Genomic DNA, 23,728 nt, shown 5'->3' with positions numbered 1-23,728 from the left:
TTTGTTGTTTGCGGCCGTCGCTATCTAATCACGGATGGCCCCTGGTCCGGTAGCGCGACGTCGACGACGCGGAATTGCACACGCTCGGCGCCCTGGTAGCGGTCGACCGAGAGCGAGCCCGCGACGTGCATCTGCTGGCCGCGATTGGCGAGCAGTGCGTTGCCAAGCTTCTGGCCGACCGAACGGAACGCGATGCCGTTGACGATGGCGCCGTCGCCCGACTTGAAGCGCAGGCGCAGATGCGCCTGCCCGACTTCGTCGGCAAACACGAGCTGGTGCGCCGGCAGCGCCAGCACGGGCTCCGGATTGCCGCTGCCGAACGGACCGGCGCGGTTGAGCGTCGTTGCAAGCTCCGGCGTCACCGCACGTGCGGAGACCGCGCCGTCGATATAGAGCTCGTTGACGTGGCGCGCCTCGGCGACGTCGCGTGCCAGCGCATTTTCGAGATAGGCGCGGAATTCGGCGAGCTTCTCTTTCCGCAGCGTGACGCCGGCGGCCATCGCGTGGCCGCCGCCTTTCAGCAAAATACCGTCGGCAACCGCCTGCCGCACCGCCTTGCCGAGGTCGACGCCGGCGATCGAGCGACCCGAACCGGTGCCGATGCCGCCAGGCTCCAGCGCAATGGCGAAAGCGGGCCGCGAAAACTTCTCCTTCAGGCGGGAGGCGACGAGGCCGACCACGCCGGGATGCCAGCCTTCCGAGGCGGTGACGATCACGGCGAGCTTGTCCTCCAGCCCGATCGAGGCCAGTGCCTCGGCTTCAGCCTGGGCTTCGGCCGCCTGCTCGATGACACGGCGTTCGCTGTTGAGGCGGTCGAGCTCCGCGGCGATCCGCGCCGCCTCGACGCTGTCGCCTTCGAGCAGCAGCCGCACGCCGAGATCGGCGCGGCCGATGCGGCCGCCGGCATTGACGCGCGGTCCCAGCATGAAGCCCAGATGCCAGGCCTCCGGCGGGCCGTTGAGCCGCGCCACGTCCATCAGCGCGGTATGCCCGACATGGTCGCGCCGTCGCATCGCGATCAGGCCCTTGGCCACGAAGGCGCGGTTGAGCCCGATCAGCGGCGCGACGTCGGCGACCGTGCCGAGCGCGACGTGATGCAGCATGCCGAGCAGATCGGGCTCCGGCATCTCTGCGCTCCAGAAGCCGCGCTGGCGCAGCTCGCGGTTGACGGCGACAAGCGTCACCAGCACGAGGCCGACGGCGGCGAGATGGCCGAGGCCGGAGAGATCGTCGAGCCGGTTCGGATTGACCAGTGCGTCAACCTCCGGCAGCACATCGCCGGCCTGATGATGATCGATCACGACGACGGACATGCCGAGGCGTTTGGCCTCGGCGAGCGGCTCGATGCTGGTGGTGCCGCAATCGACGGTGACGAGCAGCGTCGCGCCCTTTGCCGCCAGCCCACGAACGGCCTCGACGTTGGGGCCGTAGCCTTCGAATATCCGGTCGGGAATGTGGATCAGCGGATCGAGTCCGCAATGACGCAGGTGCCAGGCGAGCAGCGCCGCCGAGGTCGCGCCGTCGACGTCGTAATCGCCGAAGATCGCGACCTTCTCGCCCCTCGCCGCCGCATCGGCGATCCGCTTGGCCGCGGCTTCCATCTCCGTCACGGTGAACGGATCCGGCAGCAGCTTTCGGATGGTCGGATCGAGAAAGTCGGGTACGGCGTCGATATCGACCCCGCGGCCGGCCAGCACCCGCGCCAGCAGTTCCGGCAATTGGTACCGCTGCACGATGGCGAGCGCCTGCGCAGCCCCGCGCCCGTCCAGACGGTCGCGCCAGAGCTTGTCGGTCAGCGAGCGCGCCACACCCAGGAAAGCCTGGGGCGCTTCGACGGGCAAGGCGGAGGCGGGCGGCGTCATGACGGGAGGGAGGTTGCGGGGAACTCGAAGGTCCAGGCGATCACGCGGACGCAAGGTCACTGGCTTTCTGGGATTGGTCGGCAATCGGCCCGGATTTGCAACGCCCCAGCCGCACAAAGCGGTGGATGAGCCGTCCTCACCGCGCGGAGTGACTATCATTTAGGCATTCGGCCGAACAGCAAATTAAGCAGGCGTTAGGCGGAATCCTCGAAAAAGAATCGTATTCGATCTGTAAGTCGTTGTACTCCGTTCATTGCAGATCAGGCCTCATTGCCAAGGGAAGCTCCCCGATGTCTGCTGCGCTGGGTCTGAAGGCCAAGCCGATTGCCGCCGAACCCGCTGACGACGATTCCGACATCTCCGCATTGATCAATCGCCTCACGGCGGAGGTCAATCAGATCGCGATCGACAAGACCAAGTCGATCCAGCAGATCACCAACCAGATGAAGATGCTGGCGCTGAACGCGCTGATCGAAAGCTCGCGCGCCGGCGCGCAAGGCGCGGGCTTCGCGGTGGTGGCGCAGGAGGTGCGCGGCGTCGGCCAGCAGGTCGAGACCATCGCGCGCGAGCTCGAAACCCAATTGACAAAACGCACGGGCGATCTCGTCGCCTCGATCGAGCGCATGAGCCAGCGCTCCCGCGGCGAGCGGATGGTCGATCTGTCGCTCAACGCCATCGAGCTGATCGATCGCAATCTCTATGAACGCACCTGCGACGTGCGCTGGTGGGCGACCGATTCCGCCGTGGTCGATTGCGCGGCCTCACCGGGCGCTGCGACCGTCTCCCATGCCTCGCAGCGGCTGGGCGTGATCCTCGGAGCCTACACCGTCTATCTCGACCTCTGGCTCTGCGACCTCGACGGCAACGTCATCGCCAACGGCCGGGCCGACCGCTTTCGCGTCGTCGGCCAGAACGTCGCCCACACCAAATGGTTTCGCGAGGCGCGGTCGTTGCGCTCCGGCGACGACTATGTCGCCGGCGACGTCGAGAACCAGCCGCTGCTCGGCAACGCGCAGGTCGCGACCTATTGCGCGAGCGTCCGCACCGGCGGCCAGACCAACGGCGCGCCGATCGGCGTGCTCGCCATCCATTTCGACTGGGAGCCGCAGGCCCGCGCCATCGTCCAGGGCGTGCGCGTCGGCGACAGCGACAAGGCCCGCGTGCTGCTGGTCGACTCGAATTTTCGCGTGATCGCGGCCTCCGACGGCCAGGGCATCCTCAGCGAGCGCATCTCGCTCTCGCTGGACGGCCAGCGTTCCGGCTTCTATCAGGATCGCTCCGGAATGGTCGCCTTCCACGCGACGCCCGGTTACGAGACCTATCGGGGCCTCGGCTGGTACGGCGTGATCGTCTGCGGGGCGTAGGGCTGCAAGCCTGCCCGATCAAGAAACGCGAGAACAACCCCATGCACAGTAGGCAGAGGGTTGTTTTCGCTCGAGTTTTTCCTTCGCCGAACATTTTTGACACGTCAGGCAAAACAGGAGCATTGTGCGATCGTCGCCCAGCCCGAGACGGTCGCGCCGGAGCGGCTTCACTTCAGACCTCCTCTTCACTTCAGACACCACGCTGCAGCAGCACGACGGCATCGGCCTCTTGCCGGGACGAGACCAGGCGGCCTCGCCTTGCGGATCACATGTGATCGCATCGGCTCCTCCAGCGCTCTCGCGATAGCCCAATGTTCGCACCATGGAATACGCGCAGCGCCAGGCCGCTGAGGCGATTGCAATCCCACGTCGCATGACCACAGACCACAATCGCGACACAATCGCTGATTGTTTTCGATCAGCCGCCGATCACTCCCAAACCAATTCCACTTGCGAGCTTGTCTGAACCGGCGCAGCATCTTGGTGCCGGCCTCGGGCCGAACATCACGCGCGAAACATCGTGCGGATCAAATCAGAAATGGAGGAAACGAATGACACTCGATGTCTCACGTCGGTCCCTGCTCACGCTCGGTGCCGGCCTTGGCGTCGGTCTTGGCGCCAGCGCGCTCCTTGGCGGCAGTGCGATGGCACGCGCACCCAAGCTCGGCACCCAGACTCCCTACTGGCACCGCTTCGTTCTCGGTGATGCCGAGGTAACAGTCGTGTCCGACGGACCGCTCCCGCTCGGCGATCCCTCCGGCACGTTCACCGGCGTTCCCAAGGAAGACGTCAAGAAGATGCTGGCCGACAATTTCCTGTCGCCCGAAAATGTCGTGCTCGAGCAGAACTCGCCGATCGTGAACACCGGCGACAAGCTGATCCTGTTCGACACCGGCATGGGCTCATCCAAGATGTTTGGCCCCACCACCGGCCGGCAGCAGAAGAGCATGATGGAGGCCGGCATCAAGCCGGAGGACATCGATGCCGTGGTCTGCTCGCACGCGCATATCGACCATATCGGCGGCATCGTGGACGCCAACAACAAGCCGCTCTTCCCGAACGCGCAGATCTACATCTCGCAGACCGATTTCGACTTCTGGACCGACGAAGGCAAGCTGGGCAGCCCCGCCAAGGACTTCGTCCTGCACGCCCGCAAGAACCTGCTGCCGGTCCGCGACCGCATCAAGTTCTTCAAGGACGGCGAGGAATTCCTGCCCGGCGTGCAGGCGATCGCAGCGCCCGGTCACACCGTCGGCCACACCATCTTCATGGTCTCCTCGGCCGGCAAGTCGTTCGCCTTCCTCGGCGACCTCTCGCACCATTCGGTGCTGCTGCTGGAGCGGCCGCGCATGGAATTCTCCTACGACACCGACCCGAAACAGGCCGCCGATTCGCGGGTCAAGCTGCTCACCATGCTCGCGGCCAACAAGACGGCCGTGATGTCCTACCACTTCGCCTGGCCCGGCTACGGTCATGTCGCCAAGGCCGGCGAGGGATTCCACTATTATCCCGAGCCGATGCAGATGACGCTGTAGCCAATGACAGCAAGCCCGGGCCGCCCATGTTCGGCCCGGGCGCACGGCAGAGCGGAATAATCCCTGACCAATTCCTGCCGCCCGGCATCTCTGGAGCATTTTTTGGCAAGCCAGGCCCGTTCCAGGCAAGAGCCCGCCTCATTGCTCGGGTAGAACTCTGCCCCGCATCATCATCATCGACGCGAGCACGTAGGCTCCTTGCCCGCTCGCATTCGAAAATGCTCGGGAGACAGGCCATGAAGATCGTCGTGATCGGCGGCAGCGGGTTGATCGGATCCAAGCTCGTGGCGAGGCTGAAGCAGCAGGGACATGATGCCGTGGCGGCTTCGCCGCGGACGGGCGTGAACGCGGTCACCGGCGAAGGCCTCGCGGCCGCGCTGGCCGGCGCGGATGTCGTGGTGGACGTCGCCAACGCGCCGTCCTGGGAGCCGGCCGCCGTGCTCGACTTCTTCCAGCAGTCGAGCCAGAACCTTGCGACGACGGAGGCCGCAGCAGGCGTCAAGCATCACGTCGCGCTGTCGATCGTCGGGACGGACCGCTCACCCGACATCGCCTATTTCCGGGCCAAGCTCGCGCAGGAGCGCATCGTCAAAGCTTCTTCAGTCCCCTACTCGATCGTGCGTGCCACGCAGTTCTTCGAATTCATCGGCGCCATTGCCGAGACGGGTGCCACGGAGGGGCGGATCGTCGTGCCGTCGGCGGCGTTCCAGCCGATCGCATCCGACGACGTGGTCGCTTGCCTCGCAGAGGTCGCAACCGGACGCCCGCTCAACGGCACGATCGATATCGCCGGACCTGAAAAGGCGCCCTTCAACGAGTTCGTCGCGCGGCGCCTGAAGGCGGCCGGCGACCGCCGCCCGGTGGTGGGTGACGCCAAGGCTGGATATTACGGCTCCCCCATCGAGGACACCTCGCTGGTCCCGCTCGGCGAAGCCAGACTCGGGACAACGCCGCTCGCCGCATGGCTGGCGACAGCCTGAGCATTCGCGACTCCAGCGTCACTGCAACGACGGCAATGAAGGACATCCCATGCGCAGACTGTTGATCGCGACGGCGGCGTCCGCCGTAGTTTGTCTGACGGCTCTTGCCGCCGGGGCGCAGCCCGCAGCCAAGTCGGCCAAGGTGAGCGTGGTGTTCGACCACGCACTACCGAACGTTCCGGGCAAGAGCATGAAGGGCGTGCTCGTCGAGTATGGTCCCGGCGGCTTCTCGCCGGCCCACGTCCACGCGCGCTCCGCGTTCATCTACGCCACGGTGCTGGAGGGCGCGATCCGAAGCCAGGTCAATGACGAGCCCGCCATGGTCTACCAGAAGGGCGAGAACTTCTTCGAGAAGCCCGGCGATCGCCACGCCATCAGCTCCAACGCCAGCGACACCGAACCGGCGAAGCTGCTTGCGGTGTTCGTTGTGGACACGGCCGATACCGAGCTGACGACACCGATCACGAAGTGACGGCGGCTGTCGGCCGCCAGACCTGTGCTGGTGCGATTTCGCATTCGCCCGATTATCCTTGCCGTCCTCTGTCGGCTGAATTGATGGCGCGTTAGACGTGAAGCTCTCCTGCTTCACGTTCCACGAGCAACGCAGCTCGCCTCAAGCCAACGGAGACCATCATGACCAAACCCGGCATCGTTTTCGCACACGGCCTCTGGGCTGACGGATCGTGCTTCGGCAAGCTGATCCCGACGCTGCAGGCCGAAGGACATGAGGTCATGGCGAGCCAGCACGGCCTCGATTCGCTCGCAACCGACGTCGCCGCCGTGACGGCATGTCTTGGCCGCGTTCCCGGGCCGGTGGTCCTCGTCGGTCACTCCTACGGCGGCACGCTGATCACCCACGCCGGAACCGATCCGCGGGTGGCCGCGCTGGTCTACATCGCAGCGCTCGCGCCCGATGCCGACGAAACCTCCCAGAGCCAGCTCGCCAAGTTTCCGACGACAGAGGTGTTCAGCCATCTCGACGCGCCGCAGGGGCGCATCTGGTTGAAGCCAAGCGGCGTCAAGCATTTTGCCGGAGACCTGCCCGAGGCCGAGCAGAAGCTGGTCTATGCGACGCAGGGCGCGCCGGTGGCAGACCTCTTCGACCAGAAGGTCGATGGCACGGCGTGGAGATCCAAGCCGAGCTGGTATGTCCTCGCGATCCGGGACCAGACGGTTCACCCGGACCTGCAGCGTGCTGTCTCGACGCGCATGAACGCCACCGTGACCGAAGTCACCTCGTCCCACGTTCCCATGCTGTCGAAGCCGGATGTGGTCCTTGACGTGATCCGCAAGGCCGCGAGCGCGGTCTCCAGGAGCTGACATCGGTGCCGCTGCCGGCCCGATGCGGAGGCCGTCGCAGCTTCCAGGATCAGGCCGGGCGATGCATGTCGCCGGCCCTGCGATCTACTCAGCGGGTCGCCGGCGCCGCGGGGATGTCGAAGAAGACGCTCTATAAGCTGTTCGAGAGCAAGACCGAGCTGTTCCGCGCCATGCTGTTGCGCAGCCTGCCGCCGGTGCATTTCGCGGACGCGCCGATCGAGGGGCCACCATCGGCCCGCTGCGACACGCCCTTCGGAAGATTGCGGACGTGGCGCTGGCCGCCGGCGAGATCGCACTGCATCGCCTGATCATCGGCGAGCGCCAGGCCTCACCGGGCCTTGGCCGCATGTTCGCGGAGGTCATTCTGGAGAATGGCACGGACGACATCGCCGACATGCTGAAGGCCGTTCGTCTCGAGCCGCGCCTCGAAGGCCTGCCGCCGCGCTCCGTCGCCGAGATGCTGCTCGGCATGGTGTTCAGCCACGATCATTTCAGGCTGCTGACCGACGACAGCTTCCGGCCCAACCGGCGTGCGCTGGACAAGCGGATCGACCTTGCGATTGCGATGTTCTGCGCGCCTGAGGCGCAGGAGCCGCAGGCAGCCGTGTGATCGCGCGTTTAGGACCGCTCAGCAGCCGAGCCTGTCGGCGATCCCGCCGAAATCCTTCGCGACGATATCCCAATTGCCGGTCGCCTCGAAGTCCACCTTCTGCAACGGCCCGTATTCCGTCGGCCGCGCCACGAAGGCGGTCTTCAGCCCGTTCTTCTGCGCAGCGGCGAGATCGCCGTTGTGGGCGGCGACCATCATCACCTCTTCCGGCTTGAGGCAGAGCAGGCGCGCGGCGCCGAGATAGGTTTCCGGATCCGGCTTGTAGTGCTCGAACAGCTCGGCCGACATGACGAGATCCCACGGCAAGCCGGCGAACTTCGCCATGTTGGTGAGGAGCGCGACGTTGCCGTTCGAGAGCGGCGCGATCACGAATTTCGTCTTGAGCCGCGTCAGGCCCGCGACGCTGTCGGGCCAGGGATGGAGGCGGTGCCAGCCCTTGGTGAGGTAATCGAGATCGGCATCCGTGAGGCCCTTGACCGCGAACTTCTCGACCAGCTTCTCCAGCGAGCGGCGGTGCAGGTCATCGAGCATGACATAGCCGCGCTCGGGATGCTTGCGCACGTCATCCATGGAGGCGACGTACATGCCGCGCCAGCCGTCGACGAGCGCGGTCCAATCAGCGCTGACGCCGCGCTGCTTGCCCCACCACATGAAGTCGGTGATGAGGCTGGTGCGCCAATCCACGACGGTGCCGAACACGTCGAACACGAGGGCCTTGACGGCGGAGAGATCGGACATGCGCTTCCTCTTGTTCTTGTCGTGGTCATTCCGGGGCGCGCAGAGCGCCATCACGGAATCTCGCGCTACAATCTCTGGCTTCCGGGTTCTCAGGGCCGCGCTTCGCGCGGTCCCATCGCCCCCGGAATGACCGAGAACATCAGTCCAAATGGAACTTCGCCAGCTCGCGGTGCTCGGCCTTGATGTAGCGCACGGTGCCGGTGACGGAACGCATCACCACCGTCTCGGTCTCGATCACGCCGTCCTTGCGGAACTTGACGCCTGACAGCAGCGAGCCCGTGGTGACGCCGGTGGCGGCGAACAGGCAGTCGCCGCGCGCCATATCCTCGATGCCGTAGATCATCTTGGGATCGTTGACGCCCATCTTGGCGGCGCGCTCGCGCTTCTCCTCGGAGTCGAGGATCAGGCGGCACTGCATCTGGCCGCCGATGCAGCGCAGCGCCACGGCCGCGAGCACGCCTTCCGGCGCACCACCGGTGCCGAGATACATGTCGACGCCGGTGTTATCAGGGTCGGCGCAATGGATCACGCCGGCGACGTCGCCATCGGTAATCAGGCGCACGGCGGCGCCGGTCGAGCGCACGCTCGCGATGATGTCGGCATGACGCGGACGGTCGAGCACGAGAACGGTGATGCCTTCCGGCTTGACGCCCTTGGCCTTGGCGAGGCGGCGGACGTTGTCGGCAGGGCTCGCATCGAGATCGACGACGCCCTTGTCGTAACCGGGGCCGATCGCGAGCTTCTGCATGTAGACGTCGGGGGCATGCAGCAGCGTGCCGCCGTCGGCCATCGCCATGGTGGCGATCGCGCCCGGCATGTTCTTGGCGCAGAGCGTGGTGCCTTCGAGCGGGTCGACCGCGATGTCGACCTGGGGACCGGCATTCATCCCGACCTTCTCGCCGATGAAGAGCATCGGCGCCTCGTCGCGCTCGCCTTCGCCGATCACGATGGTGCCTTCGATCGGCAGCTTGTTGAGCTCGCGGCGCATGGCGTCCACGGCGGCCTGATCAGCCTGCTTCTCGTTGCCGTGCCCGCGCAGTCGCGCCGACGACACCGCCGCCCGCTCCGTCACCCGCACGATCTCCAGCGTGAGAATGCGCTCGAGCAACGCTTGCGGCGGGACTGAAATATGGGTCGACATCGGCTCACTCCTTCAAACAGGTTCGGGACAGAAGTCTCTGCCCGCATCAACTCGCAACGCCCCCGGTTCGTTCGTCCGAACCGCCTCAGTTCTTCTCGATCCGGATCACCTGCGGCCGTCCGCTGATCACCTTATCCTTTTGCACGGCGGCAAGCGCGCGACGCACGGCGTCCTCGTGCGTGGCGTAGGTGATCAGGATGACCGGCACGGGGACCGCCTTGCCGTTATCGGACGCAACACCGCCATTGGGATGACGCTGCACGATCGACTCGATCGAAATCTTCTGCTCGGCAAGCCGGGTCGCGATCGCGGCCGCAGTACCGGGGAAATCGCGCGCCAGCAGGCGGATGTAATAACCGCCCTCGTGCCGCTCCATCGGCGCCTTCCTGGTGTCGCGCAGCTGCGCGATCGGCCGGCCGAAAGGATTGGCGCGGATGCCGCGCGCGACGTCGGCGATGTCGGCGACGACCGCGGACGCCGTCGCGGCACCGCCTGCACCGGGGCCGACCAGCGTGATCGGCGGAATGCCCTCGCCGTCGATCGTGACCGCGTTGGTGACACCCATCACCTGCGCGATCGAGGAGGATTTGGGAACCATGGTCGGATGCACGCGCTGCTCGATGCCCTTGGCGGTGCGAACCGCGACGCCGAGCAGCTTGACGCGGTAACCGAGATCGGCGGCGGCGCGAAGATCTTCGGGCGCGATGGATGAGATACCTTCGACATACACCGCGCTTTGAGCAACTTTCGTGCCGAAGGCGAGGCTGGCGAGAATGGCGAGCTTCTGCGCGGTGTCGTGGCCGTCGACGTCGAAGGACGGATCGGCCTCGGCATAGCCGAGCCGCTGCGCGTCCTTCAGGCATTCGGCGAAGGACAGGCCTTCCTGCTCCATCCTCGTCAGGATGTAGTTGCAGGTGCCGTTGAGGATGCCGTAGACGCGGTTGATCCCGGTTCCGGCGAGACCCTCGCGCAAGGTCTTGATGACCGGGATCGCAGCGCCGACCGCTGCCTCGAAATTCAGCGCGCCGCCGTGCTTTTCAGCCGCCTTGGCGAGCTTGAGGCCGTGCCTGGCCAGCAGCGCCTTGTTGGCGGTGACGACCGACTTGCCGGCGTTCAGCGCGGCTTCGACCGCCGACAGCGCCGGGTCGCCCGCGCCGCCCATCAGTTCGACGAAGCAGTCGACCTCGGGATGGGTGGCGAGGGCAAGTGGATCTTTCGCCCATTCGACGCCGCGCAGATCGATGCCGCGCTTCTTCGCCTTCGAGCGCGCGGTGACGGCGACGACGCGAATGCCGCGGCCACTGCGGCCCGCGAGCACGCGCGCCTGCGTTTCAATCAAACGGATAACTTCGGCGCCCACGGTGCCGAGCCCCGCTATACCCACTTTCAGGGGTGCAACCATGATGTCTTAGAAAACCTGCCGAAGAGAACTCAACGCCGATTGGCGAGCGGAACGACGTTGTGCAACGTTTCGATGCCGCTTTCAAGGAAGCGGCGCACGCCGCGCGCGGCCTGCCTGATCCGTTGCTCGTTTTCCACCATGGCGATGCGGACATATCCTTCACCATGCTCACCGAAGCCGACGCCGGGCGAGACCGCAACGCCGGATTTCTCCACCATCAGGGTCGCGAACTGCATGCTGCCGACGCTGCGGAAGGCTTCCGGCAGCGGCACCCAGGCGAACATCGAGGCCTGCGGCGGCGGAATCTCCCAGCCGGCGCGCCCGAACGATTCCACCAGCGCGTCGCGGCGCTTGCGGTAGGTGTCGCGCATCTCCTTGATGCAATCGTCCGGACCGTTCAGCGCGGCGGTCGCCGCGACCTGGACCGGCGTGAACGCGCCGTAGTCGAGGTAGGATTTGACGCGGGCGAGCGCCGCGATCACGCGCTCATTGCCGACCGCAAACCCCATGCGCCAACCGGCCATCGAGTAGGTCTTCGACATCGAGGTGAATTCGACGGTGACATCCATCGCGCCGGGCACCTCGAGCACCGAGGGCGGCGGGTTGTTCTCGTCGAAATAGACCTCGGCATAAGCGAGATCGGACAGGATCAGGATCTCATGCTTCTTCGCAAAGGCGACGAGATCCTTGTAGAAATCGAGGCTCGCGACATAGGCGGTCGGGTTCGAGGGATAGCAGACGACCAGCGCCAGGGGCTTGGGGATCGAATGCACGATCGCCCGCTCCACAGCCTCGAAGAATTGCGGCGTCGGCTCGGAGGGCACCGAGCGGATCACGCCGCCCGCCATCAAAAAGCCGAAGGCGTGAATCGGATAGCTCGGGTTCGGACAGAGGATCACGTCGCCGGGCGCGGTGATCGCCTGCGCCACGTTGGCGAAGCCTTCCTTCGAGCCCAGCGTCGCCACGACCTGGGTGTCGGGGTTCAGCTTCACCCCGAAGCGGCGGGCGTAATAGGCGGCCTGGGCCCTGCGCAGTCCGGGGATGCCGCGGGAGGCCGAGTAGCGGTCGGTGCGCGGCTTACCCAGCGTCTCCTTCAGCTTCTCCAGCACATGCGGCGGTGCCGGCAGGTCGGGATTACCCATGCCGAGGTCGATGATGTCGGCACCGGCATTCCGCGCGGCCGCCTTGGCCCGGTTGACCTGTTCGAACACATAAGGCGGCAGGCGACGGATGCGGTAAAACTCTTCCATGGCTCTCCAGGGCTCCGGGCAACCGGTCAGGACAGAATCGACAGGCCACGAGGGCCCTTCGACAAGGCGCTCATTGTCATCGCGAAAATCACTCACAATCAAATACTTAGAGCAATCGTCGACGACGGAGACTGAAGTCGTTCGTTCTGACTCTTGGCTGAACCGAAGTCTTTTAGCACGGCAAGGCGGAGGCGCCAGCGATTACCTTGCAGCGCCTCATTTGGCGTCCTTGGCAGCCACCGCCTGGCGGTCGCGCGCCGCGGCGAGCTCGGCCTCGATTTTGGCGCGCTGCTCCGGCGGGATGACCGCCTGATCGCGATCCGGAGGCAGGTCATGCACCGGCAGATAGCTGCCGGGCTCCCTGGCAGACGCCTGCGCATCCGCGGGTGTCAGATCCGCGAGCTGGCTCGAGCAGCCGCCCAGAGCGAGCGCCGCGATCAGCAGCGCCCCGCAAATCGGCAGCGTCTTTTGCAGGTCCCACAACGCCAACACTTGGGAAATCCCCTACTCGTCCCAAAGCACGGCCCCGGGCAACCTTACCCAAGACCGCGCCCAAGCTCAAACCATTGCTGCCCAAATGGCGTGAGCGAGAAAACAGCCAGTCCCCACCAAGCCGAGCGGTGCGGCCCGATTGTGACGGAACCAAGAAGATTTGTCGCAGTGCAACACATCTTCGAGAGTGTTTAACGTCAAACATGCGAGCTTCGCGGTGACGAATACGGAATGAATCGTTACTGTTCAGCTCATGAGCATGGCCACGACCGACACGCCGAAACCTGGGACGAAGTTCGACGCGGAAGCCTTCGCGATGAATGTCGCGCGGGCGATGGAGAGCGGCGGCAAGGCGCTCGCCGCCTACCTCAAGCCGCGCGAGAGCGGCGAAGTGCAGGATCGCCCGCCGGCCGAGCTTGCCGAGGTCGTCAAGACCTTCACGTCGGTCGCCGAATATTGGCTGTCGGATACATCCCGCTCCTCCGATCTCCAGACCAAGCTCGCGAAGGACTATCTCGACCTCTGGGGCTCGGCGGTGCGCCGCATGGCCGGTCAGGACGCCCAGCCCGCGATTGCGCCCTCGCCGCGCGACAAGCGCTTTGCCGATCCGGAATGGAAGTCCAACCAGTTCTTCGACTTCGTCATGCAGCTCTATCTGCTCACGACCAAATGGGCGCAGGAGCTGGTGCGGGATGCCGAAGGGCTCGATCCGCAGACCCGCCGCAAGGCGGAGTTTTATGTCCAGCAGGTCATCAACGCACTATCGCCCTCCAACTTCGTGCTGACCAATCCGGAGGTGCTGCGCGAGACGGTGGCGAGCAGCGGCGAGAATCTCGCGCGTGGCCTGAGGATGCTGGCCGAGGACATCGCGGCGGGCAAGGGCATGCTGAAGATCCGCCAGTCCGATCCGGACAATCTCGTCGTCGGCGTCAACATGGCGACGACGCCGGGCAAGGTGATCTACCAGAACGAGATGATGCAGCTGATCCAGTACGCTCCGACCACGGAGACCGTGCTGCGCACCCCGCTCCTGATCGTGCCGCCCTGGATCAACAAGTTCTACATCCTCGATCTGAAACCGGAGAAATCCTACATCAAGTGGTGCGTCGACCAGGGCATCACCGTGTTCGTGATCTCATGGGTCAATCCCGACAAGCGGCTCGGCAACAAGAGCTGGGAAGACTACATGAAGGAGGGCCCGCTCACGGCGATGGACGTGATCGAGAAGGTCACCGGCGAGATGAAGGTGCACACCGCGGGCTATTGCGTCGGCGGCACCATGCTGGCGACCACGCTGGCCTGGCTCGCCGAGAAGCGCCGCCAGCGCGTGTCGTCCGCGACGTTCTTCGCCGCCCAGATCGACTTCACCCATGCCGGCGACCTCCTCGTGTTCGTCGACGAGGAGCAGATCGCAGCGCTCGAGCAGGACATGAAGGCAGCCGGCGTGCTCGAAGGCTCGAAGATGGCGATGGCCTTCAACATGCTGCGCTCGAATGACCTGATCTGGTCCTACGTCGTCAGCAACTATCTGAAGGGCCAGCAGCCGAGCGCGTTCGACCTGTTGCACTGGAACTCCGACGCGACACGGATGACCCAGGCGAACCATTCCTACTATTTGCGCAACTGCTATCTGGAGAACCGCCTGTCGACCGGCACGATGGTGCTGGACAACACCCTGCTCGATCTGTCCAAGGTGAAGGTGCCCGTCTACAATCTTGCCACCCGCGAAGACCACATCGCGCCCGCTGAATCAGTGCTGTACGGCTCACAGTTCTTCGGCGGTCCGGTGAAGTACGTCCTGTCCGGCTCGGGCCACATCGCAGGCGTGGTCAATCCGCCCGCCTCGAACAAGTACCAATACTGGACCAACGACAACATCAAGGACGTCAATATCGCGCAGTGGATGAAGGGCGCCGTGGAGCACAAGGGCTCATGGTGGCTGGACTGGCGCCAATGGCTGGGCGGGCTCGATCCCGAGGAAGTACCGGCTCGCGCGGTCGGCAGCGAAGCATTCCCACCGATCGAGGACGCGCCCGGCAGCTATGTCAGGGTTCGCGCATAGCGGAATCTCCCGCGCTTGTGTAAGCTCGCTTGCAGCACCGCGGCGACAGAGGGGATCGGACTATGACGCGCGAATTGTTCTGGCTGACACTGACGGTGATCCTGACCGGGATTCTCTGGATTCCCTACATCATCAATCGCTGCCAGGTTCGCGGGCTCAGCGGTGCCATGGCCAACCCGTCGCGCGGCGACAAGCCGCAGGCGGAGTGGGCGAACCGGTTGATGTTCGCGCATGACAACGCGGTCGAGAACCTCGTGATCTTCGCGCCGCTGGTGCTGATCCTGAACGCGATCGACTATTCCACGAAATGGACCGTGCTCGCCTGCGCCGTCTATTTCTGGTCGCGCGTCGCGCATCTCATCGTCTACGCGATGGGAATCCCGGTGTTCCGCACGCTGGCTTTCACCGTCGGCTTCCTCGCGCAGGCCGTGCTGGCGCTGGCGATCTTTAGGGTTCTGTGACCTTGTGTCCCGGACGCGCAAAGCGCGAGCCGGGACCCAGAAGGCTGCAAACGAAGCTGGAAATATGGGCCCCGGCTCTGCAGCGCATCACTGAAGAAGTGCTGCGCCGCGTCCGGGGCATGAGAGTGCCCTACTGATCAGCAAGGCCCAGCATCAGCCGCATGTTCTGCACGGCTGCGCCGGACGCGCCCTTGCCGAGATTGTCGAGCCGGGCGACCAGCAACGCCTGATGATACTTGTCGCTGGCGAAGACGAAGAGCTCGAGCATGTTGGTCTCGTTCAGCGCCTCCGGTTCGAGCCGGCCGCCCCTGGTCGCCTCGTTCTGGAGCGGCATCACCTTGACGTATTTCGAACCGGCATAACGCTTTGCCATCGCCGCTTGCAGGTCGGCACCGCCGGGCTTGCCCGGCAGCGTGTCGAGCTGCAGCGGCACCGAGACCAGCATGCCCTGCCGGTAGTTGCCGACCGAGGGAATGAAGATCGGCCGCCGCGTCAGGTTGGAGTAGAGCTGCATCTCCGGCAGATGCTTGTGCTCGAAGCCGAGACCGTACAACTCGAAGGACGGTGCGCTGCCATCCTCGAAGCTTGCGATCATCGACTTGCCGCCGCCGGAATAGCCGCTCACTGCGTTGACGGTGACGGGATAATCTGATGGCAGCAGGCCGGCATCGACGATCGGTCGCAGCAGCGCGATCGCGCCGGTCGGATAGCAGCCGGGATTGGAGACCTTCTTCGCCGCCTTGATCTTGCCGGCCTGGTCCGGTGTCAGTTCGGGAAAGCCATAGGCCCAGTCCGGCGCGACCCGGTACGCGGTCGAAGCATCCAGCACTTTCGGCGCAGAAGTGCCCATGCTGTCGACAAGAGCGACCGTTTCCTTGGCGGCATCGTCCGGCAGGCAGAGGATGACGAGGTCCACCTCCTCCATCAGCGCCTTCTTGGCCGCGGGGTCCTTGCGCTTGTCGTCGGCAATGGTCTTCACGACGACATCGTTCTGGAGCTTCAGCCGCTCGTTGATGCCGAGCCCGGTGGTGCCGGAGCCGCCGTCGACGAAGACGGTCGCGGGCTTCTTGGCCACGCTGGTGGTCGGGGTTTTCGTGGTCTCAGCGAGGCCGGTTTCAGAAAGGCTCATGGCGCGCTCCTTTCGAGCATGTTCGTGTCGTCTGCAAAAGCTTGTTCTGCGAAGGCTTGCTCTGCGAAGGCTTGCGGCCTGGCCTGCCGCATCAAATGCGAGATCTGCCTGGCGTCGGCATCGCCGGCGCTGAGCGCATCGGCGATCGCTACATGGTCGGCGTCCGATTTGTGCTGGTTCAGCTTGAAGCTGCCTTCGACCTCCTCAACCGTCATCACCAGCCCCACGATCCCCTTCTTCATCGTCTCCAGCCGACCCGCCGTCATCTTCGCCGATGTCCACGGCTTCTTCGGCAACAGCCAGCTCTCGAACTTGTCGCTGAGCGTGTCGACCTGCACCGACAGCTCGTCGTCCGACAACAGCCGCACCGGCCCGCTCAGATGCACCGACTGATAGAGCCAGGTCGGCACCTGGTCCGGCGAGACGTACCAGTCCGGCGATACATAGGCATCGGGCCCGTTGACCGCGAGCAGCCACGAGGTCGCGCCATCCGCAAGCTTTAGCAGCGGATTGTGACGGGCGACATGAAAGGCAGCCTGCGGCGTGCCGTCGGCGGCGTAGGTCAAATAGAACGGCAGCGGCGAAGCAATCGGCTTCTTGCCGTCGAAGGCGCACATGGTGCCGAAGCCGCGCTCGTCGGCGAACTTCAGGCTCGCGGCGCGGTCCTGCTTGAAATGGGGTGGCGTGTACATCGTGGTCTCCTGCTGGGCCTCCTCGGGGGAGCCACCGGATCAGATCGCGCTGACAGGAGAGAGATTGCCGCGGATCGGATCCAGCGGCAAAGACGATGATCTCAAACGCGATCGACCGCCCAAACCGCTAGACTGCGGCGGCGGCGACGGGCGAACAGGATGGTCGCGGCGTTGATCATGGCGCGCGGCTATAAGGCCAGATCGGGTTCCCGTCAAGGCGACGGTTGTCAGATCACCCGCCAGATCCATTCCATGATCTTGGCGAGCACGTCACCGAACAGCAGGAGCACGGCCGACCAGATCAGGGCCGAGACGAAATTGGCGGCCTGGAAACTCCAATAGGGCATCTCGAAGATGCCGGCCGCGAGCGGCACGGAGGCACGCAAAGGGCCGAAGAAGCGCCCGATGAAGATGCTGGGTATGCCCCAGCTGCGCACGAAAGCCTCGCCTCTGGGCAGCAGGTCCGGATAGCGCGAGAGCGGCCACATCTGGGCAACCCTCTCCTTGTAGCGATAGCCGAACCAGTAGGAGACCCAGTCACCCAGCGCCGCGCCGAGGCCGCCGGCGATCCAGACCGGAAAGAAGCTGATGCCGCTGACCCCGATCAGCGCGCCGATGGCCACCAGCGCGCCCCAGGCCGGAACCAGCAGCGAGATGAACGCAAGGGACTCTCCGAAGGCGAGCAGGAACACGATCGGCGCCGCCCAAGCCTGGTGAACGCGCACGAAATCAGCCAGGGCGTGCGCAAACTGCTCCATCAAAAATAGCCTTCCCGCCCCATCTCAAGGTGCTGCTCGATGAAAAGGACTGGTAAGCCAAGGACTTGTGTGACATCAAGTCACAAAGCCCGACATGGACCGGAGTGACCCGTCAAATTGCCGGGAACTTGTGGGCCTGCGGCGTAAAATCGCCGGGATCGACGCCCAACCCACACCGCCAGGCCCGCCTGCGGTAACCTTTCCAAGGCAGAAGTGGCATAGTCGGCCTAACCGATTCGCCGCTCATGCGGCCCTCAAAACGCATCAAGATATATGTCCAAGCAGTTGAAGCCCAAAGCAAAAGACGACTTTTTCGGCGGCGACGAGCCGAAACCCCGCGCCGCCAAGGCGGCGCCGCGCGCGAGCGGCGGCGAAGCCGACTACACCGCGGCCGACATCGAGGTGCTCGAAGGCCTGGAACCGGTGCGGCGCCGGCCCGGCATGTATATCGGCGGCACCGACGAGAAGGCGCTGCATCACCTGTTCGCCGAAGTCATCGACAACTCGATGGACGAAGCGCTGGCCGGGCACGCGACCTTCATCGAAGTCGATCTGAGCGCTGACGGGTTCCTGACCGTGACCGACAACGGCCGCGGCATCCCGATCGATCCTCATCCGAAGTTCCCGAAGAAGTCGGCGCTCGAAGTCATCATGTGCACGCTGCATTCGGGCGGCAAGTTCGACAGCAAGGTCTACGAGACCTCGGGCGGTCTGCACGGCGTCGGCATCTCCGTGGTGAACGCCCTCTCCTCGCGTCTCGAGGTCGAGGTCGCGCGCAGCCAGAAACTCTACCGCATGTCGTTCGAGCGCGGCCATCCGAAGGGCAAGCTCGAGGACCTCGGCAAGGTCAACAACCGCCGCGGCACGCGCGTGCGCTTCAAGCCCGACACCGACATCTTTGGGCCTAAGGCCGCGTTCAAGCCGCAGCGCCTGTTCAAGATGACGCGCTCGAAAGCCTATCTGTTCGGCGGCGTCGAGATTCGCTGGAATTGCGCGCCCGAGCTGCTCAAGGGCATCGAGGACGTGCCGCCGGAAGCGACGTTCCACTTCCCCGGCGGCCTCAAGGACTATCTCGCCGCGGCGATCCACGCCGACACGCTGGTGCATCCCGACATCTTCTCCGGCAAATCGGGCCGCAACGGCGCGCACGGCGCCTGCGAATGGGCGGTGGCCTGGACCGCGGATGCGGACGGCTTCCTCTCCTCCTACACCAACACCGTGCCGACGCCGGATGGCGGCACCCATGAATCCGGCCTGCGCAGCGCATTGCTGCGCGGCCTGAAGGATCACGCCGAGCGCGTCGGCCAGGGCAAGCGCGCGGCCTCCGTCACCTCCGAAGACGTGATGGTCGGAGCCGCCGTAATGCTTTCGGTGTTCGTGCGCGAGCCCGAATTCCAGGGCCAGACCAAGGATCGTCTCGCCACCGCAGAAGCGCAGCGCATCGTCGAGCAGGCGATGAAGGATCCGTTCGACCATTGGCTGTCGGGTAATCCGAACATGGCCAACCGGCTGCTCGACTTCGTCATCGACCGCGCCGAGGAGCGGCTGCGCCGCCGCCAGGAGAAGGAGACGGCGCGCAAGACCGCCGGCAAGAAGCTGCGCCTGCCCGGCAAGCTCGCCGACTGCACCGACGCCGGCACCGAAGGCTCCGAGCTGTTCATCGTGGAGGGCGACTCGGCCGGCGGCAGTGCCAAGCAGGCGCGCGACCGCAAGACCCAGGCCGTGCTGCCGCTGCGCGGCAAGATCCTCAACGTCGCCTCCGCCGGCAAGGACAAGCTGACGGCGAACGCCCAGCTCTCCGATCTGGTGCAGGCGATCGGCTGCGGCCAGCTCGCGCATTACCGCGAAGAGGATCTGCGCTACCAGCGCATCATCATCATGACCGACGCCGACGTCGACGGCGCCCACATCGCATCGCTCCTGATCACATTCTTCTACCGGCAGATGCGGCCCTTGATTGACCAGGGCCACCTCTTCCTCGCGGTGCCGCCGCTCTACAAGCTGACGCACGGCACGAAGTCGGTGTACGCGCGCGACGACAAGCACAAGGAAGAGCTGATCAAGAGCGCGTTCAACGCCAACGCCAAGGTCGAGGTGAACCGCTTCAAAGGCCTCGGCGAGATGATGCCGGCGCAGCTCAAGGAAACCACCATGGATCCGGGCAAGCGCACGCTGCTCAAGGTGGTGCTGCTCGCCGACGATCGCGACACCACCGCCGATTCCGTGGAGCGCCTGATGGGCACCAGGGCCGAGGCGCGCTTCGCCTTCATCTCGGACAAGGCCGAATTTGCCAGCGAAGAGCTGCTGGACGTCTGAGGCATTGACCGCAATCCCGCACCGGCCCCGGACAATTCGCCGGGGCCTTTCGCGTTCTGACATCGACAGTGAGACGGTTCGCGCCCACACTCGAATCTCGCGATTCTTCGCGCGTTGAAATGCCCAGCTTGGACGCTTGCGACACTACTCTGCTGCCGACGTCAGCGGGAACCGAATTGCGACAATGTGGCACGCCCTTCGAGGGCGCAAGAACAGCCATTCACAACCCAATGTGTCGTCAAGACTACAGCCGTCCTGCGCGGGCCTACGCTATTTTCCATTCATTCTTCATCGGAGTGATTGAAAATGAGAAAGCTAGGTTTATCGCTTCTGGCGCTCCTGCTCGGCACGGCCGGTGCCTCTGCCGCTGATCTCGCAGCGCGACCCTATACGAAGGCTCCTCCACCTGTGGTGGCCGCTTACAACTGGAGCGGATTCTATCTCGGTGTGCACGGCGGCTGGATCGAATCCGATCCGCGCTTCGACTTCGTCGGCGTCGGTCATTACAATACGCTGCCGGGTCAGAGCTTCGGTCTGAAGGCAGATGGTTTCATGGTTGGTGGCCATGCCGGCTACAACTGGCAGATCGACAAGTTCGTGCTCGGCATCGAGGGATCCGGTTCCTACACGGACATCAGCACCAATGCGATCAGCCCGTTCTTCCCGGCAAGCGATACTTTCCACGCCAAGATGCGTTGGATGGCGACTGTGACGCCGCGTCTCGGTGTGACCAGCGGCCCGGTGCTCTTCTATGTCAAGGGCGGTGTCGCTTTCGCCGATCTGTGGACGAGGATCGAGGATACGTTCGACTACAACGAGCGCAGCGAAACTCGCGTTGGTTGGACGGTGGGCGGCGGATTGGAGTGGATGGCTACGCCGAACTGGATCGTCGGTGTCGAAGGCAACTACTATGATTTCGGCAATTGTTGCGGCGGTTTGCAGGAGAGCCGGGTCCTCGCAACCAACGCTTTGGCGGGGGTGTTCAGCAATCACAGCACCAAATTCGATGCCTGGTCCGTGCTGGGCCGCGTCAGCTACAAGTTCGGTGGTCCAGTGATGGCGAAGTACTGAGCCGCCGCTGCTTCGAACACCAGCCCCGGCCTCGGCCGGGGCTTTTTGCTTTTTGGTCCACCACGAAATCGGCCCCGCCCGGATGGCTCGATTCGCGTTCGGACCGGGCGACTCAGCCATCGACCCGGGAGCTCAAAAGCCGAGGCAGGATTGCATCCCTTTCGGACAGCGCCGATTTGCTAACGAGATGTTACCTCAGATTGAAACCCTCAAACTCCTACAACTCATTGAAATTTCTAATCTTTTCTGACTACGAGCAATCGCGCCTCAAATACCCAAGCACCGGCGTTTTCCAGCGACTGTGCCTGCCCGGCAACAGCATTTCGGCAAGAACCGTCTATAGTTCGGGTCATCAGATGACACGAATTCAGTGCGCTCGCGCCTGCTGCGCCGGACCAAGGTTGGGGATTTTGACATGAAGAAGACTTTGCTCGCTCTGACGGCGGTTGCGGCGATGACCGGTTCGGCCTCGGCGGCCGACCTTGCGGCCCGTCCCTACGTGAAGGCTCCGATGCCCGCGCCCGTCGCGAACTGGACCGGCTTCTACGTGTTCGGCGGTGGCGGCGGCGGCCTCTCGAATGCCGACCAAAGCGTTGTCGACACCACCACGGGCACCCCGCTGACGATCACCCAGCGCCAGGGCGGTTCGGGCTGGTTCGGCACCGTCGGCGCCGGTTACGACTGGCAGTTCAGCGGCACCTGGGTCGCTGGTGTGTTCGCCGACGGTCAGTTCGGCAGCATCCGCGCCACCATCCAGGATCCGACCCTCGGCATCACTGGCAACCAGAAGCTGGAAACCTCCTGGGCCGCGGGTGTTCGCCTCGGCTGGCTGGTCGCCCCGAACGTTCTCTCCTACGTCAACGGCGGCTACTCCGGCGCTCACTTCGGACAGACCAATTTCACCACGCTGGGCGGTACGCCCGTGGGCGGCCACCTCAACAGCTACGATCGCCACGGCTGGTTCATCGGCGGCGGCGTGGAGAACAGCCTGAACATCTTCGGCATCACCTCGCCCGGCTGGTTCATGAAGACCGAGTACCGTTCGGCCTTCTACAATGCCAAGACTCAGGATGAGATCTCCGATGCCACGGGCCTGCCGACCGGCGTGAACAGCATCCGCGCCAACAGCTGGAACCAGACGATCTCGACCTCGCTGGTCTACCGCTTCAACTGGACCGGTCCGGTCGTCGCGAAGTACTGATCCGATCTCACGATCAAACGTCAAAGCCCTGGCATCGCCGGGGCTTTTTCGTTTTTGGGCCGAGCGGCCGAGGCTCGCCTGCATCGACTTGTACGGCGAGCCGGGCTCCGCTCGCCGACTATCGGTACTGCCGATCGTCTAGCCGCGAATTGCCTTTCCAGGGACACGCTTCCTCCCCCGCCGGCGGCTTTGCCGCCGGTGCCATTGTATCCGAACCGAAGCTACGGTTAGTGTGCGCTCAAGCTTTCGCAGCGCGCCGATCCTTCATCGCCGCGCCGCTGACAGAAGCGGACCGATGGGAGGAATCCATGCGGAGATTGCTGCTGGTTGCAGGCCTGCTTGCGACTGCCGTCGGGCTGCTCTGGATCGGACAGGGCACGGGCACCGTTCCGTGGCCGCGATCGAGCTTCATGGTCAACCAGCTGCAATGGGCCGGCTATGGCGCAGCCATCGCCGCCTTCGGGCTGGTGCTGATCTGGCAGAGCAGCCAATAGAAGAAACCAGGGCAAGAAAAGGTACTGAAAGCATGACATCCAGCCGGTTCGATCTCCGCGGCAAGGTCGCGATGGTCACGGGAGGCAATGGCGGCATCGGGCTCGGCATGGCGCGCGGCCTTGCCGATGCCGGCGCCGACATTGCCGTGGTCGGACGCAACGAGACTAAGTCCGCCGCCGCCGTGGCCGATCTCAGCCAGCGCGGCGTGAAGGCGATCGCCATCGCCACCGACGTGACCGACAAGGCGGCGGTCGCGGCCATGGTCGACCGCGTCGTCAGAGAACTCGGCCGCATCGACATCCTCGTCAACAATGCCGGCATGAGCATCCGCAAGCCGCCGCACGAGCTCGAGCTCGACGAGTGGAACAAGGTGATCGACACCAACCTCACCAGCGCCTTCGTGTGCTCGAAACTGGCCTATCCGGCGCTGAAGGCGTCCGGCAACGGCAAGGTGATCAATATCGGCTCGATGATGTCGATCTTCGGTGCAAGCTTCGCGACGGCCTATGCGGCGAGCAAGGGCGGCATCGTGCAGTACACCCGCGCCTGCGCCAACGCCTGGGCGCCCGACAACATCCAGGTCAACGCCATCCTGCCGGGCTGGATCGACACCGATCTCACCCGCGGCGCGCGGCAGCAGGTCTCGGGCCTGCACGAGCGCGTGCTCGCGCGCACGCCCGCGGGACGCTGGGGCGACATCGACGACTTCGCCGGCATCGCCGTCTTCCTCGCCTCGCCCGCGTCGAACTTCGTCACGGGCACCGCGATCCCCGTCGATGGCGGCTTCTCGGTGATGGCCTGAGACCTGCGCCACGCAAAAAAAAGCCCCGGACCAGGCCGGGGCTTTTG

Annotated in this window: 23 protein-coding genes; 14 read left to right on the top strand and 9 right to left on the bottom strand. The window is 64.7% G+C overall.

All coding sequences use genetic code 11. The features are described from left to right. Window positions 1-20: 20 nt before the first annotated feature. Window positions 21-1,862, bottom strand: a complete 1,842-nt coding sequence (recJ, locus tag XH87_RS36205; RefSeq protein ID WP_271590870.1) for a single-stranded-DNA-specific exonuclease RecJ — start codon at window positions 1,860-1,862, stop codon at window positions 21-23. A 290-nt stretch (window positions 1,863-2,152) separates the two neighbouring features. Between recJ and XH87_RS36200 the strand changes: the two genes are divergently transcribed. The 7 genes from XH87_RS36200 to XH87_RS36860 all read left to right on the top strand — a co-directional run bounded on the left by XH87_RS36200 (window position 2,153) and on the right by XH87_RS36860 (window position 7,671). After that, on the top strand, window positions 2,153-3,226 hold the full coding sequence (locus XH87_RS36200) for a methyl-accepting chemotaxis protein (RefSeq protein ID WP_271590869.1): 1,074 nt from the start codon (window positions 2,153-2,155) through the stop codon (window positions 3,224-3,226). 551 nt (window positions 3,227-3,777) lie between these two features. Next, window positions 3,778-4,761 carry an MBL fold metallo-hydrolase gene (locus tag XH87_RS36195; protein ID WP_158667933.1) on the top strand — a complete coding sequence of 328 codons (984 nt, stop codon included), beginning with the start codon at window positions 3,778-3,780 and terminating at the stop codon, window positions 4,759-4,761. Between the two features lie 236 nt (window positions 4,762-4,997). After that, entirely contained in the window at window positions 4,998-5,741 is a 744-nt protein-coding gene (locus XH87_RS36190; RefSeq protein WP_271590868.1) for an SDR family oxidoreductase, read from the top strand. 49 nt (window positions 5,742-5,790) lie between these two features. Beyond that, a complete protein-coding gene (locus XH87_RS36185) occupies window positions 5,791-6,213 on the top strand; it encodes a cupin domain-containing protein (RefSeq protein ID WP_271590867.1) in 423 nt (140 codons plus the stop codon). A 161-nt stretch (window positions 6,214-6,374) separates the two neighbouring features. Further along, entirely contained in the window at window positions 6,375-7,061 is a 687-nt protein-coding gene (locus XH87_RS36180; RefSeq protein WP_271590866.1) for an alpha/beta fold hydrolase, read from the top strand. 113 nt (window positions 7,062-7,174) lie between these two features. Next, entirely contained in the window at window positions 7,175-7,369 is a 195-nt protein-coding gene (locus XH87_RS36865; RefSeq protein ID WP_442868335.1) for a hypothetical protein, read from the top strand. Next, window positions 7,330-7,671, top strand: a complete 342-nt coding sequence (locus XH87_RS36860; RefSeq protein ID WP_442868334.1) for a TetR/AcrR family transcriptional regulator C-terminal domain-containing protein — start codon at window positions 7,330-7,332, stop codon at window positions 7,669-7,671. Before XH87_RS36865 ends, XH87_RS36860 begins: the two co-directional genes overlap by 40 nt. A gap of 18 nt (window positions 7,672-7,689) precedes the next feature. Here XH87_RS36860 and XH87_RS36170 read toward each other — a convergent pair whose 3' ends face one another. The 5 genes from XH87_RS36170 to XH87_RS36150 all read right to left on the bottom strand — a co-directional run bounded on the left by XH87_RS36170 (window position 7,690) and on the right by XH87_RS36150 (window position 12,694). Further along, window positions 7,690-8,409 (bottom strand): haloacid dehalogenase type II, encoded by a 720-nt coding sequence (locus tag XH87_RS36170; RefSeq protein ID WP_271590865.1) that lies wholly within the window; start codon window positions 8,407-8,409, stop codon window positions 7,690-7,692. Window positions 8,410-8,548: 139 nt separating this feature from the next. Continuing rightward, complete coding sequence (gene glpX, locus XH87_RS36165; RefSeq protein ID WP_035703675.1) at window positions 8,549-9,550, bottom strand: class II fructose-bisphosphatase; 1,002 nt, start codon at window positions 9,548-9,550, stop codon at window positions 8,549-8,551. An 85-nt stretch (window positions 9,551-9,635) separates the two neighbouring features. After that, entirely contained in the window at window positions 9,636-10,952 is a 1,317-nt protein-coding gene (locus XH87_RS36160) for a homoserine dehydrogenase (RefSeq protein ID WP_271590864.1), read from the bottom strand. 29 nt (window positions 10,953-10,981) lie between these two features. After that, window positions 10,982-12,202 carry an LL-diaminopimelate aminotransferase gene (locus tag XH87_RS36155; RefSeq protein ID WP_271590863.1) on the bottom strand — a complete coding sequence of 407 codons (1,221 nt, stop codon included), beginning with the start codon at window positions 12,200-12,202 and terminating at the stop codon, window positions 10,982-10,984. Window positions 12,203-12,418: 216 nt separating this feature from the next. Continuing rightward, window positions 12,419-12,694, bottom strand: a complete 276-nt coding sequence (locus XH87_RS36150) for a hypothetical protein (protein WP_035703682.1) — start codon at window positions 12,692-12,694, stop codon at window positions 12,419-12,421. Window positions 12,695-12,947: 253 nt separating this feature from the next. On the opposite strand from XH87_RS36150, the gene XH87_RS36145 reads away from it, so the two are divergent. Continuing rightward, the gene (locus XH87_RS36145) at window positions 12,948-14,756 is read left to right on the top strand and encodes a PHA/PHB synthase family protein (protein WP_035703684.1); all 1,809 of its coding nucleotides are present in this window, start codon (window positions 12,948-12,950) and stop codon (window positions 14,754-14,756) included. A 62-nt stretch (window positions 14,757-14,818) separates the two neighbouring features. Continuing rightward, complete coding sequence (locus XH87_RS36140) at window positions 14,819-15,217, top strand: MAPEG family protein (protein ID WP_271590862.1); 399 nt, start codon at window positions 14,819-14,821, stop codon at window positions 15,215-15,217. Window positions 15,218-15,347: 130 nt separating this feature from the next. On the opposite strand, the gene argC is transcribed toward XH87_RS36140, so the two are convergent. The 3 genes from argC to XH87_RS36125 form a co-directional block, all read right to left on the bottom strand. Beyond that, window positions 15,348-16,346: an N-acetyl-gamma-glutamyl-phosphate reductase gene (argC, locus tag XH87_RS36135; RefSeq protein WP_271590861.1), complete on the bottom strand. Its 999-nt coding sequence runs from the start codon at window positions 16,344-16,346 to the stop codon at window positions 15,348-15,350. Then, window positions 16,343-17,038 carry an FMN-binding negative transcriptional regulator gene (locus XH87_RS36130; protein ID WP_271590860.1) on the bottom strand — a complete coding sequence of 232 codons (696 nt, stop codon included), beginning with the start codon at window positions 17,036-17,038 and terminating at the stop codon, window positions 16,343-16,345. Before XH87_RS36130 ends, argC begins: the two co-directional genes overlap by 4 nt. A gap of 227 nt (window positions 17,039-17,265) precedes the next feature. Beyond that, window positions 17,266-17,796 (bottom strand): DedA family protein, encoded by a 531-nt coding sequence (locus tag XH87_RS36125; protein ID WP_035703691.1) that lies wholly within the window; start codon window positions 17,794-17,796, stop codon window positions 17,266-17,268. A 273-nt stretch (window positions 17,797-18,069) separates the two neighbouring features. On the opposite strand from XH87_RS36125, the gene parE reads away from it, so the two are divergent. The 5 genes from parE (at window position 18,070) to XH87_RS36100 (ending at window position 23,681) form a co-directional block, all read left to right on the top strand. Next, window positions 18,070-20,112, top strand: coding sequence for a DNA topoisomerase IV subunit B (gene parE / locus XH87_RS36120; RefSeq protein ID WP_271590859.1), 2,043 nt, complete (start codon window positions 18,070-18,072; stop codon window positions 20,110-20,112). A gap of 306 nt (window positions 20,113-20,418) precedes the next feature. Continuing rightward, on the top strand, window positions 20,419-21,183 hold the full coding sequence (locus XH87_RS36115) for an outer membrane protein (RefSeq protein ID WP_271590858.1): 765 nt from the start codon (window positions 20,419-20,421) through the stop codon (window positions 21,181-21,183). A gap of 415 nt (window positions 21,184-21,598) precedes the next feature. Further along, window positions 21,599-22,384 (top strand): outer membrane protein, encoded by a 786-nt coding sequence (locus XH87_RS36110; RefSeq protein ID WP_271590857.1) that lies wholly within the window; start codon window positions 21,599-21,601, stop codon window positions 22,382-22,384. Window positions 22,385-22,692: 308 nt separating this feature from the next. Further along, window positions 22,693-22,878 (top strand): hypothetical protein, encoded by a 186-nt coding sequence (locus tag XH87_RS36105; protein WP_271590856.1) that lies wholly within the window; start codon window positions 22,693-22,695, stop codon window positions 22,876-22,878. 32 nt (window positions 22,879-22,910) lie between these two features. Next, the gene (locus XH87_RS36100) at window positions 22,911-23,681 is read left to right on the top strand and encodes an SDR family NAD(P)-dependent oxidoreductase (RefSeq protein ID WP_271590855.1); all 771 of its coding nucleotides are present in this window, start codon (window positions 22,911-22,913) and stop codon (window positions 23,679-23,681) included. Window positions 23,682-23,728 lie beyond the last annotated feature (47 nt).

Source organism: Bradyrhizobium sp. CCBAU 53415 (assembly GCF_028128735.1).
In the GTDB taxonomy this organism is placed as follows: domain Bacteria; phylum Pseudomonadota; class Alphaproteobacteria; order Rhizobiales; family Xanthobacteraceae; genus Bradyrhizobium.
The sequence above is the reverse complement of the archived record's forward strand: the minus strand, read 5'-3'. Positions and strand labels throughout refer to the sequence as shown.